Below are 15,522 nucleotides of genomic sequence, written 5' to 3' on the forward strand. Positions count from 1 at the left end.
CGTCCGCAGCGGCGGTGCCGCCCGGCGTGCGTACCCCCGCCGGTCCGTGACCAGGAGGCCTCGACCACCATGAACGCCCAGCCGAACGCGGGACGCACCACCACCCCCGTGACCCTCACCGAGCTCGAGCAGGCCAGCCCCTTCGAGAACCGCCACATCGGCCCCGACGTCGCCGCGCAGGAGAAGATGCTGGCCCAGGTAGGCTACGGCTCGCTGGACGAGCTCGCCGCCACCGCCGTGCCCGAGGCGATCCGCTCCATCACCGGGCTGGACCTGCCCGCCGGCCGCAGCGAGGCCCAGGTCCTCGCCGAGCTGCGCGAGCTGGCCGGTCGCAACACCGTCCTCCAGCCGATGATCGGCCTGGGCTACTACGGCACCTTCACCCCGCCGGTGATCCTGCGCAACGTCCTGGAGAACCCGGCCTGGTACACCGCGTACACGCCGTACCAGCCGGAGATCTCGCAGGGCCGCCTGGAGGCGCTGCTCAACTTCCAGACCGTGGTCTCCGACCTCACCGGTCTGCCCACCTCCGGCTCCTCGCTGCTGGACGAGGGCACCGCGGCCGCCGAGGCGATGTCCCTGGCCCGCCGTGTCACCAAGGTCAAGGGCGGCGTCTTCCTGGTCGACGTCGAGACCCTGCCGCAGACCGTCGCGGTGATCCGGACCCGGGCCGAGCCGACCGGCGTCGAGGTGGTCGTCGCCGACCTCTCCGCCGGCATCCCGGCCGAGATCGCCGAGCGCGGCGTCTTCGGCGTGCTGCTCCAGTACCCCGGCGCGACCGGTGTGGTCCGCGACCTCGCCCCGGTGATCGAGCAGGCCCACGGCCTCGGTGCGATCGTCGCCGTCGCCGCCGACCTGCTGGCGCTGACCCTGCTGAAGTCCCCGGGCTCGCTCGGCGCCGACATCGCCTGCGGCACCTCGCAGCGCTTCGGCGTGCCGATGGGCTTCGGCGGCCCGCACGCCGGCTACCTCTCGGTGCGCGCCGAGTACGCCCGCTCGCTGCCCGGCCGCCTGGTCGGCGTCTCCGTCGACGCCGACGGCAACCGCGCCTACCGGCTGGCCCTGCAGACCCGCGAGCAGCACATCCGCCGCGAGAAGGCCACCAGCAACATCTGCACCGCCCAGGTGCTGCTGGCCGTGATGGCCTCGATGTACGCCGTCTACCACGGCCCGGACGGCCTGGCCGACATCGCCCGCCGTACCCACCGCTACGCCGCCGCCCTCGCCGAGGGCCTGCGGGCCGGCGGCGTCGAGCTGCTGCACGGCGAGTTCTTCGACACCGTCACCGCGGTCGTCCCCGGCCGCGCCGCCGCGATCGCCGAGGCCGCCCGCGCCCACGGCATCAACGTGTACCAGGACGGCGAGGACCGGATCTCGGTCTCCACCGACGAGACCACCACCCGCGAGCACCTGGCGGGCGTCTGGGCCGCGTTCGGCGTCGAGGGCGTCGAGACCCCGGAGAGCGCCGAGGCGCTGCCGGCCGCGCTGCTGCGCGAGGACGAGTACCTGACCCACCCGGTCTTCCACAGCCACCGCTCGGAGACCGCCATGCTGCGCTACCTGCGCCGCCTGTCGGACCGCGACTACGCGCTGGACCGCGGCATGATCCCGCTGGGCTCCTGCACCATGAAGCTCAACGCGACCACCGAGATGGAGCCGGTGACCTGGCCGGAGTTCGGCCAGCTGCACCCGTTCGCGCCGATCGACCAGGCCCAGGGCTACCTCACCCTGATCCGCCAACTGGAGCAGCAGCTGGTCGAGGTCACCGGCTACGACGCCGTCTCGATCCAGCCGAACGCCGGCTCGCAGGGCGAGCTGGCCGGTCTGCTGGCCGTCCGCGCCTACCACCACGCCAACGGTGACGCGCAGCGCGACGTCTGCCTGATCCCGTCCTCCGCGCACGGCACCAACGCGGCCTCCGCCGTGATGGCCGGTATGCGCGTGGTCGTGGTCAAGACCCTGGTCGACGGCGACGTGGACGTCGAGGACCTCCGGGCGAAGATCGAGCAGCACCGCGACAACCTCGCGGTGCTGATGGTCACCTACCCGTCCACCCACGGCGTGTACGAGACCCAGATCACCGACATCTGCGCCCTGGTGCACGAGGCCGGCGGCCAGGTCTACGTGGACGGCGCCAACCTGAACGCCCTGGTCGGCCTCGCCAAGCCGGGCAAGTTCGGCGCGGACGTCTCGCACCTGAACCTGCACAAGACCTTCTGCATCCCGCACGGCGGCGGCGGCCCGGGCGTCGGCCCGGTGGCGGTGCGCGCGCACCTGGCGCCGTACCTGCCGAACCACCCGCTGCAGTCCGAGGCGGGCCCGGCCACCGGCGTCGGCCCGATCTCGGCCGCCCCCTGGGGCTCGGCCGCCATCCTGCCGATCTCCTGGGCGTACGTCCGGCTGATGGGCGGGGAGGGCCTCAAGCGGGCCACCCAGGTGGCGGTGCTGAACGCCAACTACATCGCCAAGCGCCTGGCCCCGCACTTCCCGGTGCTCTACACCGGTCCCGGCGGCCTGGTCGCGCACGAGTGCATCATCGACCTGCGCCCGCTCACCAAGGAGACCGGCGTGACGGTGGACGACATCGCCAAGCGCCTGATCGACTACGGGTTCCACGCGCCGACGATGTCCTTCCCGGTGGCCGGCACCCTGATGATCGAGCCGACCGAGTCCGAGGACCTGCACGAGATCGACCGCTTCTGCGACGCGATGATCGAGATCCGGGCCGAGATCGACAAGGTCGGCTCGGGCGCGTGGCCGGCCGAGGACAACCCGCTGCGCAACGCCCCGCACACCGCGGGCGCGCTGGCCGGTGACTGGGCGCACGGCTACTCGCGCCAGGAGGCCGTCTTCCCGGCGGGCGTGAACCCGGCGGACAAGTACTGGCCGCCGGTCAGCCGGATCGACGGCGCGTACGGCGACCGCAACCTGGTCTGCTCCTGCCCGCCGCTGGACGAGTACGGCTCCTGAGCCGACTGACGCGGTACGGCAGGGCCCCGGCGGAGTCTTCTCCGCCGGGGCCCTGCCCGTTGTCCTGCGTCGTCGGTGTCGCTCGGCGGCCGACCCCGCCGTCGGCCGGTCAGGCGGCGTGTGCGACGGGGCGGCGCGGGGCGATCACCCGGCCGTCGGGCAGCAGTTCGCCGGTGTCCTCGAAGACCAGGACGCCGTTGCAGAGCAGGCTCCAGCCCTGCTCCGGGTGGCAGGCCACCGGTACGGCCGCCTCGCGGTCCTCGGACTCCGCCGACGGGCACTCAGGACGGTGCTGGCACATACGCGTACCCTCGCTTCGCTTGGCGATCCTCCCCGTGGTGCGGCGCCGCCGGGTGACCGGCGGGAGCCGCCGCGGTAGTCGGATCCTGTCCGGCGCCGGGCCAGGTGTGGACCGGCGCTCAAGTGGGTAGGACAGGGGGTCCTTCCACGCTGGTTCCCAGTGTCGGCATCCCGGGGCGATCGCGCAGCAATTTCGTGACATGCGCCACAACTACCGGGCAGAGATCACCCGTTCAGGTGGCAGCAGACGTGAATGAGCGCCGGACGGGTCAAGGGGCGGCTGACTCGATTCGGCCATGCCCTATGACCCGTCCGGGTGGGTACGGGTGGCGCGGGGGTGACGGGGGAGCGTTCAGGAGGAGCCGAGCAGCAGTGGCCTGGCGAGCGGGGCGCGGGTGAGGACGGGCAGCAGGTCCGCCGCCGGGTAGGCGCGGTGCGCGGTGACGCCGAGCGGGGCCGGGGCCAGCGGGATCAGCTGGTCCGCGTCGGGGCCGGCGTCCGGGCTGTGCAGCCAGAGCGCGGTGGCGTACTGGCCCGGAAAGGTGAGCAGCCGGGGCTGCCGTCGGGTCCGCGAGGTCTGGGCGAGCTGCCAGGCCTGGCGCAGTGCCCGGACGGTGGAGTCCAGGTACGGCCCGGCGGTGAAGTGGGAGAAGACGTGGCCCTCGACGCCCTGGACCACCTCGGCCGCGGCCGCCACCTCGGCGCCGTCCTTGATCAGGAACCGCCAGCCCGTCCGCCGGGCGGCGGCGAGCTCGGGGCGGGGCCCGTCCAGGACGTGGACCGCGAGCGGATGCGCGGGCAGCAGCGGGCCGGTCGGATGACGCAGCGCGGCGGCGGCGGGCTGGCGCAGCGCGGTCTCCGAGTCGAGCGCGGCGAGGACCGCGCGCAGGGCGCTGGGCGGGGGCTGGGGGGTCTGCAGAGTCATGGCGGGGTCGCCTCTCCGTGCGAGATCGGCGTGCGAGTGCGGCATACCGGCATGGCGCGGTGTGTCGTCGGTGACGGAACCTGGCCGTGTCCGGTTGTGCATGATCGCGGTGCGGGCGCCGCCGCTGCCGTCGACGAGGGTGTTCGGATCGACAGCGGGCCGGCCTTGGGCGCAGTGCGAATTCTATCGAACAGGTGCACAGGGTGACCTGTTTATCACAGGCGGTGGCGCCGGGCAAGTCGACGGATGTGCTGAAAGACCATCAGTTCCCTTGCATTGCAAGCCGGTCGAAGCGATCGGGTATCGATCTTCGGGGTGGGCATGATGCTTGCACGGTCGGTCGGCCGGCCGCTCAGGAGGAGGGGACCATGGGCGAGAAGGTCGTGGCGACGCGCGCGGACCTGTCGGACCGGCAGCTGTACCGGCGCAAGCTCCAGTCCTGCCAGGACGCGCTGGAGCGGATGCTGCGAGAGGACCGCTTCGACCGGCCGCGCGCCGTGATGGGGCTGGAGATCGAGCTCAATCTGGCCGACGAGCAGGGCCTGCCGGTGATGCGCAACGCGCAGGTGCTCAGCTCGATCGGCTCCAGTGACTTCCAGACCGAGCTGGGCCAGTTCAACATCGAGGTCAACATCGCCCCGCACCGGCTCGCCGGCCACGTCTTCGAGGAGCTGCGCGAGGAGATCGACACCGGGCTGCGCTACGCCGACCGGCGGGCCGCCGAGGCCGGCGCGCGGATCGTGATGGTCGGCATCCTGCCGACCCTGGAGCACGATCACACCGGGCTGGACGCGATGTCCCACAACCAGCGGTACAGCCTGCTCAGCGACCAGATCCTGGCCGCCCGGGGGGAGGACATCACGCTGGACATCGAGGGCGTCGAGCGCCTCCAGCTGGAGTCGATCACCATGGTCGCCGAGGCCGCCGCGACCTCGTTGCAACTGCACCTCCAGGTCACCCCCGAGCGGTTCTCCTCGGTCTGGAACGCGGCCCAGGCGATCTGCGGCCCGCAACTGGCGCTCGGCGCCAACTCGCCGTTCCTGTTCGGACGGGAGCTGTGGCGGGAGACCAGGCCGGTGCTCTTCCAGCAGGCCTGCGACACCCGTTCGGCCGAACTCAAGGCGCAGGGCGTACGGCCGATCACCTGGTTCGGCGAGCGCTGGGTGGACTCGGCGTCCGACCTGTTCGAGGAGAACCTGCGGTACTTCCCGGCGCTGCTGCCGATCTGCGACGACGAGGACCCGGTGAAGGTGCTGGCCTCCGGCGGCGTGCCGCGGCTGGCCGAGATGCGGCTGCACAACGGCACCATCTACCGGTGGAACCGCCCGGTGTACGACGTCAGTGGCGGCGTGCCGCACCTGCGGGTGGAGAACCGCGCGCTGCCGGCCGGTCCGACCGTCGCCGACACGCTGGCCAACGCGGCCTTCTACTACGGGCTCGTCCGGGTGCTCGCGGAGCAGTCGCGGCCGATCTGGACCAGGCTGCCGTTCGAGCGGGCCGACGAGAACTTCCGGCAGGCCGCCCGGTACGGCGTCGACGCCGTGTTCCAGTGGCCGCGGCAGGGCCGGGCCGGGCGCGGTGGGGGCCTGGCCACCGTCCCCGCGGTCGACCTGGTGCTGAACGAGCTGCTGCCGATGGCCTACCAGGGGCTGGACGAGTGGGGCGTGGAGCCGGCCGACCGGGACCGCTACCTCGGCATCATCGAGCAGCGCTGCCTGCGCCGGGTCAACGGAGCCTCCTGGCAGAGCGCCACCTTCCACCGGCTGCGCGAGCAGTTCGGGATGGACCGCCCAGCCGCGCTCGCCGCGATGACCCGGCGCTACATCGAGTACATGCGGGCCGGCGAGCCCGTGCACACCTGGCCGGTGGGGTAGGGCCCGGCGGCCCCGTGGCGGGGGCACTCCCCGGCCCTGACGGGGAGTGCCCTGTGGAAGGATGACCGCTCCGGCGGTCGGCCGACGGCCGGAGCGACGCCGGACCGCTGGAGCACCCCGTGACCACCGCCCCGACCCAACCGGAGACCGCGCGGCCCACGCGCCGGCTGCTCGGCGTGGAACTGCTGATCGTCCTCGGCCTCTCCCTCGGGGCCAGCGGCGTCGGCGCGCTGATCAGCTTCACGGGCTCGCTGACCGAGACGCTCCAGCTCGGCCAGCAGGTCGCCACCCTGAACTCCTCACGGGCGCCCGGCCGCCCCTGGCTGGACCTCGCCTGGCAGGTCTACTACATCGCGCGCGGGCTGATGCCGGTGGTGCTGGTCGGCTACCTGCTGGTGCGCGAGGGCACCTCGCTGCGGGTGCTCGGGTTCGACCTCGGGCAGAAGCTGCGCGACCTCGGCCGGGGCGCCGCCGTCGCGGCCGCGATCGGCGGCACCGGGCTGGTGCTCTACCTGGGCTCGCAGGCGGCCGGCTACAACCTGACGGTGGCGCCGTCCGGACTGCCCGACGTCTGGTGGCGGATCCCGGTGCTGGTCGCCTCCGCCTGGCAGAACGCCATCCTGGAGGAGGTCGTCGTCCTCGGCTACCTGCTGCGCCGGCTCGGGCAACTGGGCTGGTCGTGGCCGGCCGCGCTGGTGGCCAGCTCGGTGCTGCGGGGTTCGTACCACCTGTACCAGGGGGTGGGCGGGCTGGTCGGGAACATGGTGATGGGCGCGGTGTTCTGCCTGCTGTACCGGCGCTGGGGGCGGGTGATGCCCCTGGTGGCGGCGCACGCGCTGATCGACACGGTGGCCTTCGTCGGGTACGCGCTGCTGGCCGGCCACGTCAGCTGGCTGCCCACCGGCTGACCGCCGGGCGGACGGCCAGGGGGCGCGGCGGGCGGGCCAGCAGCCGGTCCACGTGCCGGCGCTCCAGGCCCTGGCCCGGGTCGATGGGCAGCAGGAGGCGGTCCCGGCGCCAGATGGCGTTGCGGACCAGGCGGGGCGGGATGACGTCGTCCGTCCAGGCGAACGGCCGGCCGGCGGCGTACCGCAGCAGGGGGGCCCACTTGTGCGCGGAGAACAACTCCATCAGCGGTACCCGCGGGTCGCCGGGCTGCGGGACGTAGCCGGCGAAGCGGACCACCGGCAGCCGGGGCAGCCCGATCGCCGGGGCGATGTGGGTGTTGGCCTCCTCCTCCCAGGTGGTGGCCCAGACCAGTTCGTAGGTGTCGGCCAGTTCACGCAGCCACTCGCCGTGCCGGGCGGAGAGCAGGACGCTGTAGCCGAGCAGGGTGTGCGCGTCGAACCCGGCCTCGGGTCTCGGGCAGACGGGGTTGAGCACCCCGTCGACATCCAGGAACAGCAGTGGCTTCGGCACCGGGCGCCCCCCAGGTCAAGACGTCTCTGTCATCCGGTCGGACGAGTGGCGTACGCCGGTGGTTGCCCGGCGGAGGGCGCGCGCGGGGGGCGCGGGGGCGCTCAGCCGACGGTGGCGGGCTCGACGGGCCGTGCGACGGAGGCCGGAGCGGAGCGCCGGGAGAGCCGGCGGACCTGCGGTTCCAGCAGGACGAGGGCGCTGAGCAGCAGGCAGAGCGCCGCACAGGCCCAGAGCGCGCCGGTCAGGCCCAGCCCGACCGCGGCGGGCCCGGCCAGCGCGGTGCCGACCGGGGCCAGCGAGAGCGAGCCCAGCTGGTCGTAGGCGGAGACCCGGGAGAACATCTCGGCGGGGATCTCCTGCTGCAGGGCGACCATCCAGTTGACGCCGAACACGGTGACCCCGGCGCCGGACAGGAACATCGCCGCGACGAGTACCGGCAGTGGCGCGGCCAGCGCGAGGGCCAGCGCCGGCAGGCCGAAGAGGAAGACGCCCCAGTTGCCGATCAGCAGGATCCGGCGGGGCTGCCAGCGGACCATCAGCAGGCCGGTCACCACCAGGCCGATCCCGTGCGCGGCGAGCGCCAGGCCCCAGTCGCCGGCGCCGCCCAGCCGCTGCTCGGCGACGATCGGCCCGTACACCGCGTCCACGGCGGTGATGCAGGCCATCAGCACGGCGAACTGGAGCACGATCACCCAGAGCCAGCGGCGGGAGGCGAACTCCTGCCAGCCCTCGCGCAGGTCGCGCAGCATGCCGCCGCCGGCCGCGGCGGGGGCGGCGGCCTCGGCCTCCAGGAAGAACCGCAGGGCCGCGGCGACCAGGAAGCAGCCGGCGTCCACCGCGAGCACCCAGCCGGGGCCGACGGCGGCGGTGAGGGCGCCGCCGAGCGCCATGCCGCCGATCTGCGCGGAGTTCAGCGCCAGCCGGAAGACCGAGAACGCCCGGCCGGCGTGCTCCGCGGCCACGCTCTGCATGATCATGCCCTCGGAGGCGGGGGCGTAGAAGGCGTGCCCGGCGCCGCCCGCCGCGGAGAGCAGCATCAGCTGCCAGAGCTGCGCCTGGCCGGCCAGGACCAGCGCGGCCAGGACCGCCTGGGAGACGGCGCTGAACAGGTTGGCGGCGACCATGACGTGGTGGCGCGGCAGGCGGTCGGCGAGGGCGCCGCCGATCATCAGCAGCAGGACGACCGGGACCAGCCGGGCGGCGGTGACGTAGCCGACCTCGGCGGTGGAGCCGCCGCTCGCCATCACCGCGAAGGCGGTGGCGATCGGGGCTCCGGCGTTGCCGAGGCCGCTGACCACGGTGGCGGCGGTCTGGATGCGGAAGTTGCGGCCGGCCCAGGGGAAGCGGCGTCGGTGCGGGGGTGGGGGTTGGCTCTGCACCTGGTGACTATGCCGGGGGACGTGACAGCTGTCCACCGGGTTTCGGGCCTTACGGCGGGGGCCGAGAGGTGGCGTGCGGGCCTCACGGCGGGCGGCCGGGACGCGGCGTGCCCCACTGGCGGGCGCGCTCAGCCGAGGTGGCCCCGGAGGAAGCTGAGGGTGCGCCGCCAGGCCGTCCGGGCCTGGAGCGGGTCGTAGGTGCCGGGGCGGTTCTCGTCGTTCATGAAGGCGTGCCCGGCCGGATAGAAGTGGATCTCGGGCCGGACGTCGGTCGCCTCGCCGATCCGGATCGCCGCCTCGTCGACGGCGGCCATCGGGATCGACCGGTCGTGCTCGGCGTAGTGCCCCAGCACGTGGGCGGTGAGGCCCCGGTAGTCGAAGTCGGGATCGGGTGGCAGCCCGTAGAACGGCACCACGGCGGCCACCCGGTCGCCCTCGGCGGCGGCCAGCAGCAGCGCGAAGCCGCCGCCCATGCAGAACCCGACCACGCCGACCGCGTCGCCGACCACGCCGTCCAGGCCGAGCAGGTACCCGACCGCGCCGCGCAGGTCCACCACCGCCCGCTCGACCGGGAGTTCGCGCTTCAGCCGGGCCGCCTCGGCACTGTCGTGGGCGGTCGCGCCGCCGAACAGGTCGGGGGCGAGGACGGTGAACCCCTCGGCGGCGAAGCGGTCCGCCATCGCGGCCACGTGGGAGGTGAGCCCCCACCACTCCTGCACCACCACCAGGCCGGGGCCGACGCCCCGCTCGGGCCGGGCCAGATAGCCGTGGGCCTCGCGCCCGTTGCTCGGGAAGGTGACGTTCTGCCGGGAGCCGCCCTGCTCAGGCATGGCTTCCTCTCGGTGGGGACGGGCCGCGCGGCGCGGCGAGGGCTGCTGGGGGGCCGGCGCCGAGGGGGCGTCCGGGAGCGTGGTCGGCGCCGGCCCCCCGCGCCGGCGCGGCGCGGCGGATCAGCCCATCTCCTCCAGCGCCCGGCCCTTGGTCTCCTTGATGCAGAAGGCCACGAAGGGGATCGAGAGCAGCGCGAAGGCCGCGTAGATGACATAGGTCGCCGACAGGTTCCAGTCCGCGAGGTCGGGGAAGCTGACGGTGATCGCCCAGTTGGCGATCCACTGGGCCGAGGCGGCGACCGACAGGGCGAGCGCCCGGATCCGGTTGGGGAACATCTCGCCGAGCAGGACCCAGACCACCACGCCCCAGGAGAAGGCGAAGCAGAACACGAAGACGTGCGCGGCGACCAGCGCGACGGTGGCGTAGGTGTCGTCCAGGGTGGCGGCGTCGCCGGTGCCGTGCCGGAAGGAGAACGCCCAGGCGGCGGTGCCCAGCGCCAGCGCCATGCCGGCCGACCCGGCCAGCGCGAGCGGCTTGCGGCCGATCCGGTCGACCAGGGCCATGGCGACCACCGTGCCGACCACGTTGACGATCGAGGTGGAGAGGCTGATCAGCAGCGAGTTGGACTCGTTGATGCCGACGGACTGCCAGAGGAAGGACGAGTAGTAGAAGATCACGTTGATGCCGACGAACTGCTGGAACACCGAGGCGCCGATGCCGATCCAGACGATCGGCAGCAGCCCGAAGCGGCCGCCCAGCAGGTCCCTGGCCCGGGGCTTGTGGGCGGATTCCAGCACCGAGCGGATCTCGGTGACCCGGGCGTCGAGGTCGACCCCCTCGCCCTCCACCTCCAGCAGCACCTTGCGGGCCTGCGCCTCGCGGCGGTCGGCGATCAGGTAGCGCGGCGACTCCGGGATGGCCAGCGCCATCAGCCCGTAGACGAGGGCCGGGACGGTCTCGACGCCGAGCATCCACTGCCAGGCCTGGATGCCGCCCAGGTGACCGGTGGAGTCGCCCCCGGCGGCCTGGTTGAGGGCCCAGTTGGCGAGCTGGGAGACGGTGATGCCGAGCACGATCGCCATCTGCTGGAAGGACGCCAGCCGGCCGCGGTAGGCGGTGGGCGCGACCTCCGCGATGTAGGTCGGGGCGATCACCGAGGCGATGCCGATCGCGACGCCGCCGATCACCCGCCAGGTGGCCAGCACCTGGATGCTCGGCGGGAACATCGAGCCGATGCCGCTGATCGCGAACAGCGTGGCGGCCAGCAGCATGGTGCGGACCCGGCCGAACTGGTCGGCGAGCCGGCCGGCGGTCACCGCCCCGCCGGCCGAGCCGAGCAGGGCGATGGCCACCACGAAGGCGGTCTCGCCGTTGCCGACCGCGAAGTGCTTCTGGATGCCGGTCACCGCGCCGTTGATCACCGCGCTGTCGTAGCCGAACAGGAAGCCGCCCATCGCGGCCGCCGCCGAGATGAAGACGACGTGTCCGAGATGCGCCTCACCGGAGGCCGGACGGGATGTGGCTGTGGACACGCGCGCTCCCCGGGTGGACGGGCCCGCCGGCACAGCCGAGGGGGCAGGATTCGTCACACATTCGATCAGCGGCGTCCCGGCTTCGCCCGAAATCGAGCCGATCGGGTGACTTGGCGTCAGCGCTGCTACCCCGTGCGCCGCGCGTTACGCCTGAGGAGCTGGGTGCGGGCGGCGGCGTCCAGGCCCCGGTCGCGTTCGGCCAGCCGGTCGGCGACGGCCCGCTGCTCCGCCGCGCCCTTCTTGTCGTCGTACTTGAACTTGGCGCGCACCGTGCGGACCGTCAGCCGCAGCCCGCGCAGGCCTGACAGCAGCGGGCCGAAGGGCGCCTCGCCCGGGGCCACCCGGGTGTCCGGGGTCTCCGGCTGGAAGTGCGCCAGCTGCCGGTTGAGGATCGCCGCCTTGCCGGCCGCGTCCTCGATGATCTCGGCCGTGCAGACGAACTGGACGGAGGCGTAGTAGCTGGTCGGCGTGCCCGGCTCGCCGCGCCAGTGGCCGGGGGCGAAGGCGTAGTCGTCGGTGACCGCGAGGGTGACCTCGGGGTCGGCCCGGACGGCGGCGAACAGCGGGTTGGGCGCGGCGAGGTGCAGCAGGATCTCGCCCCGCTCGGCGTCCAGCAGGAAGTGGGTGGGGACCAGGACGGGCCCCTGGCCGGGCAGGCCGTTGGCGGCGAGCAGGCCGAAGTCGCGGCCCTGGGCGAGCCAGGCCCGCCACTCGGCCTCGTCACCCCGGTCCCAGGACCTGATCAGCATGGGGCGCCCCTCAGCGGGTGAAGTCGCGCAGGTGCGCGGGGAGCGGCACGGCGGTGGAGGCGTCCGGCACGGGGGCGCCGTACACCGTGGTCACCGGGACGAGGCCGGCCCAGTACGGGAGGTCGAGGTCCGCCTCGTCGTCGTCGGCGCCGTCGGCGCGGATCTTGGCCGAGACCTCGTCGAGGTCGAGCCGGACGACGGCGGTGGCGGCCAGTTCCTTGGCGTTGGCCGGGCGGACCTCGGCGGAGCGGCCGGGGACGGTCTGGTCGACCAGCGCGTCCAGCGCGACCGACAGCTCCACCGGGTCGGTGACCTGGTGGGCCGTGCCGTGGGCGACCACCGAGCGGAAGTTGATCGAGTGGTTGAACGCCGACTTGGTCAGCACCAGGGCGTCGACCAGGGTGACGGTGACGCAGACCGGCATGCCCTGGTCGCCCTTGGCGCCGCGCAGCGGCCGGCTGCCGGTGGAGCCGTGGACGTAGAGGCGGTCGCCGACCCGGGCGAAGATGGTCGGCAGCACGACGGGGGCGCCGTCGACGACGAAGCCGAGGTGGCAGAGGTAGGTGCTGTCGAGGATCGCGTGGATCGCGTCCCGCTCCCAGGTGGCGCGGTCCTTGTAGCGGGTGGGGGTGGTGCGCGGGGTACGGGCGTAGGACGCGGTGCCGTCTGACATGACAACCTCTATGTACTAGTGCATAATCTCTTTTGTGCTAGGAGACTATCCGATCAAGGGACGGCGCGCCAGCGAGATCGCGGCCGACGTCGAGCAGGGCGTCAGCAGCGGGCGGCTCGCGCCCGGCACCGCACTGCCCCCGCTGCGCGACCTGGCCGCCGAACTCGGCGTCAACCCCAACACCGTCGCCGCCGCCTACCGGCTGCTCCGCGACCGGGGGGTGATCGAGACCGCCGGCCGCAAGGGCAGCCGGATCCGCCCGCGGCCGGCGCTCACCCCGCGCGACCAGATCCGGGTGCCCGTCCCGCCGGACGCCCGGGACCTCTCCAACGGCAACCCCGACCCGGCGCTGCTCCCCGACCTCACCCCGGCCCTCGCCGCCGCGGCCGAGGCCGCCCGCCGCGACCCGGTGCTCTACGGGCGCCCCTCCGCCGATCCGGGGCTCCTGGCCCTCGCCGGTGCGGGCTTCCGCGCCGACGGCCTGCCCGACGCGCCGATCGCCATCAACTCCGGCTCGCTCGACACCATCGAGCGGATCCTCGCCACCCGGCTGCGCCCCGGGGACGCCGTCGCCGTCGAGGACCCGGGGTGGGGGAGCCTGATGGACCTGCTGCCCGCCCTCGGACTGCGGCCCGCTCCCGTCCGGCTGGACGACGAGGGGCCGCTGCCGGAGGCGCTCGCCGAGGCGCTGGCGGCCGGGGCCCGCGCGGTGGTCGTCACCAGCCGCGCGCAGAACCCGACCGGCGCGGTGGTCACCGCCGCCCGGGCGGCCGCGCTGCGGGCGGTGCTGGCGGGCCATCCCGGGGTGCTGCTGATCGAGGACGACCACGGCCACGGCATGGTCGACCAGCCCTTCCACTCGCTGGTCGGGGCCGGCTCCGAGCACTGGGTGGTGGTGCGCTCGGCGGCCAAGGCCTACGGGCCGGACCTGCGGCTCTCCTTCGCGGTCGGGGACGCCGACACCATCGGCCGGGTGCAGGGCCGTCAGCGGCTCGGGGCCGGCTGGGTCAGCCATCTGCTGCAGGGCACGGTCGCCGAGCTGTGGCGCACCGACGCGGCGCCGGCCGCGCGGGTGGCCGCCGCCTACCGGGCGCGCCGGGACGCCCTGCTGGGGGAGCTGGCGGCCCGTGGCATCGAGGCGCACGGCGCGAGCGGGCTGAACGTCTGGGTGCCCGTCCCGGACGAGACCGGCGCGCTCGCCGCGCTGGTGCAGCGCGGCTGGGTCGTGGCGCCGGGCGCGCGGTTCCGCCTGCAGTCCGCGCCGGGGCTGCGGATCACCGTCGCCCGGCTCGATCCGGCCGAGGCACGGCGGCTGGCCGACGACCTGGCGGCCGTGCTCGGGGCGGACGGTGCCGGTTCGCGACTGATCTGAACCGGTCGGTAACAGGCCGGGAATCCTGTGCACGACCGATCTGAACCGGTCGGTAACAGAGTGAGAAACCTGGTGCAGATACCTAGCGGTAACAAGCGCGAGCATGTCATCTTCATCGCGCCACCGGCCGGCGGCCCACCCTCACCTCCGCGTCTCCCCGCCCCCACCGTGCGGACGAGACCGACCGCAGGAGTTCCGCCGTGCCCGAAAACCGTTCGAGCATCACTCGCAGAACCACCCGCCTCACCCGGCGGCTGCTCGCCGCCGCCCTCGCCCTGCCGCTCGGCGCGGCCGGCCTGGTCGCCGGCGCCGCCGCACCGGCCGCGGCCGCCGGCGCGGTGCCGGCCGGGCCCACCGCCAGCGTCACCCTGGGGGACAGCTACATCTCCGGCGAGGCCGGCCGCTGGAAGGGCAACTCGGTTGTCACCGGCGGAAGCCGGTCCGGTACCGACCGGGCCTGGACCGGCAGCGCCTACGACCCGAGCGGGGTCTACGGCGCGACGTATGCCAGCGGGTGCGACCGCTCGGACGTCGCCGAGGTGCGCAGCGCCCCGACCGTGACCCAGACCCAGCTGAACCTGGCCTGCTCGGGGGCCGTCGCCGCCAACGTCTTCCGGGCCGCGAACGGCGGCCAGCCGTTCAAGGGCGAGGCGCCGCAGGCCGACCAGCTCGCCTCCGTGGCACGGCAGTACAACGTCAAGCTGATCACGCTCTCGATCGGCGGGAACGACCTCGGCTTCGCCGACGTGATCCAGAGCTGTGTCACGGACTACCTCGTCTGGTACTCCTACTGCCACGATGACCAGCAGGGCGAGGTCGACTCCCGGATGCCCGGCGCGATGGCGGGGGTCGGCAAGGCGCTGGACGAGATCCGGACCGTGATGGCCGGTGCGGGCTACGCGACCGGGGACTACCGGGTCGTGCTGCAGTCCTACCCCTCGCCGATCCCGCGCGGCGCCGAGATGCGCTACCCGGAGAGCGGCTGGAGCCGGTCCGACACCGGCGGCTGTCCGTTCTGGAACGGCGACGCGGACTGGGCCCGGGACTCGCTGGTGCCGCAGATCTCGCGGGCGCTGGCCGGGGTGGCCGCCGCGAAGGGGGCGCAGTTCCTGGACCTGGCGGACATGCTGCAGGGGCGCGAGGTCTGCTCCAAGGCCACCAAGCAGGCGAGTTCGAGCAGCGCGCCGTCCGCCACCACGAGTGAGTGGGCGCGGTTCGTCGACGGCGGGCTCAGCGCCTCGCAGGGCACGATCCAGGAGTCGATGCACCCGAACTACTACGGCCAGCAGGCCCTCGGGCAGTGCCTGACCCTGCTGTACGCGCGGCCGACCGGCAACTACGGCTGCCGCAACACGGCCGGCAAGGACGCGAGCGGGATGTACCTCACCGCGCGGTAGCGCGCGGCGGGGGGGGGGGGGGGGGGGGGGGGGGGGGGGGGGGGGGGGGGGGGGGGGGGGGGGGGGGGGGGGGGGGGGGGGGGGGGGGGGGGCGGGGGTAC

At 73.8% G+C, this 15,522-nt stretch carries 13 protein-coding genes; 5 read left to right on the forward strand and 8 right to left on the reverse strand.

The genetic code is table 11. The annotated features are described in order from the left end of the window. Positions 1 to 69 precede the first annotated feature (69 nt). On the forward strand, positions 70 to 2,970 hold the full coding sequence (gene gcvP / locus ACZ4UX_RS25825; RefSeq protein ID WP_465708410.1) for an aminomethyl-transferring glycine dehydrogenase: 2,901 nt from the start codon (positions 70 to 72) through the stop codon (positions 2,968 to 2,970). A gap of 109 nt (positions 2,971 to 3,079) precedes the next feature. On the opposite strand, the gene ACZ4UX_RS25830 is transcribed toward gcvP, so the two are convergent. After that, on the reverse strand, positions 3,080 to 3,271 hold the full coding sequence (locus ACZ4UX_RS25830) for a DUF5999 family protein (RefSeq protein ID WP_329490880.1): 192 nt from the start codon (positions 3,269 to 3,271) through the stop codon (positions 3,080 to 3,082). 351 nt (positions 3,272 to 3,622) lie between these two features. Beyond that, positions 3,623 to 4,195 (reverse strand): hypothetical protein, encoded by a 573-nt coding sequence (locus ACZ4UX_RS25835; protein WP_352291810.1) that lies wholly within the window; start codon positions 4,193 to 4,195, stop codon positions 3,623 to 3,625. A 368-nt stretch (positions 4,196 to 4,563) separates the two neighbouring features. Between ACZ4UX_RS25835 and ACZ4UX_RS25840 the strand changes: the two genes are divergently transcribed. After that, positions 4,564 to 6,069, forward strand: a complete 1,506-nt coding sequence (locus tag ACZ4UX_RS25840; protein ID WP_465708411.1) for a glutamate-cysteine ligase family protein — start codon at positions 4,564 to 4,566, stop codon at positions 6,067 to 6,069. A gap of 119 nt (positions 6,070 to 6,188) precedes the next feature. Beyond that, positions 6,189 to 6,977 carry a CPBP family intramembrane glutamic endopeptidase gene (locus tag ACZ4UX_RS25845; protein WP_329490883.1) on the forward strand — a complete coding sequence of 263 codons (789 nt, stop codon included), beginning with the start codon at positions 6,189 to 6,191 and terminating at the stop codon, positions 6,975 to 6,977. Here the strand turns inward: ACZ4UX_RS25845 and ACZ4UX_RS25850 are convergent. The 6 genes from ACZ4UX_RS25850 to ACZ4UX_RS25875 all read right to left on the reverse strand — a co-directional run bounded on the left by ACZ4UX_RS25850 (position 6,955) and on the right by ACZ4UX_RS25875 (position 12,652). Beyond that, entirely contained in the window at positions 6,955 to 7,488 is a 534-nt protein-coding gene (locus ACZ4UX_RS25850; protein WP_329490884.1) for an HAD domain-containing protein, read from the reverse strand. The two genes, ACZ4UX_RS25845 and ACZ4UX_RS25850, sit on opposite strands and share 23 nt — an antisense overlap. A 101-nt stretch (positions 7,489 to 7,589) precedes the next feature. After that, the gene (locus tag ACZ4UX_RS25855) at positions 7,590 to 8,867 is read right to left on the reverse strand and encodes an MFS transporter (RefSeq protein ID WP_359806371.1); all 1,278 of its coding nucleotides are present in this window, start codon (positions 8,865 to 8,867) and stop codon (positions 7,590 to 7,592) included. 128 nt (positions 8,868 to 8,995) lie between these two features. After that, positions 8,996 to 9,697: a dienelactone hydrolase family protein gene (locus ACZ4UX_RS25860; RefSeq protein ID WP_465708412.1), complete on the reverse strand. Its 702-nt coding sequence runs from the start codon at positions 9,695 to 9,697 to the stop codon at positions 8,996 to 8,998. Between the two features lie 120 nt (positions 9,698 to 9,817). After that, complete coding sequence (locus ACZ4UX_RS25865) at positions 9,818 to 11,230, reverse strand: sugar porter family MFS transporter (protein WP_465708413.1); 1,413 nt, start codon at positions 11,228 to 11,230, stop codon at positions 9,818 to 9,820. A 125-nt stretch (positions 11,231 to 11,355) separates the two neighbouring features. Beyond that, on the reverse strand, positions 11,356 to 11,979 hold the full coding sequence (locus ACZ4UX_RS25870) for an FMN-binding negative transcriptional regulator (protein WP_465708414.1): 624 nt from the start codon (positions 11,977 to 11,979) through the stop codon (positions 11,356 to 11,358). Positions 11,980 to 11,989: 10 nt separating this feature from the next. Next, positions 11,990 to 12,652: a pyridoxamine 5'-phosphate oxidase family protein gene (locus tag ACZ4UX_RS25875; protein ID WP_465708415.1), complete on the reverse strand. Its 663-nt coding sequence runs from the start codon at positions 12,650 to 12,652 to the stop codon at positions 11,990 to 11,992. A gap of 34 nt (positions 12,653 to 12,686) precedes the next feature. Here ACZ4UX_RS25875 and ACZ4UX_RS25880 point away from each other — a divergent pair, with 34 nt between their 5' ends. Both ACZ4UX_RS25880 and ACZ4UX_RS25885 read left to right on the forward strand, forming a co-directional pair. Beyond that, positions 12,687 to 14,024: an aminotransferase class I/II-fold pyridoxal phosphate-dependent enzyme gene (locus ACZ4UX_RS25880; protein WP_329490890.1), complete on the forward strand. Its 1,338-nt coding sequence runs from the start codon at positions 12,687 to 12,689 to the stop codon at positions 14,022 to 14,024. 200 nt (positions 14,025 to 14,224) lie between these two features. After that, positions 14,225 to 15,421: a GDSL-type esterase/lipase family protein gene (locus ACZ4UX_RS25885; RefSeq protein ID WP_465708416.1), complete on the forward strand. Its 1,197-nt coding sequence runs from the start codon at positions 14,225 to 14,227 to the stop codon at positions 15,419 to 15,421. Positions 15,422 to 15,522 lie beyond the last annotated feature (101 nt).

Source organism: Kitasatospora sp. NPDC028961, assembly GCF_055564815.1.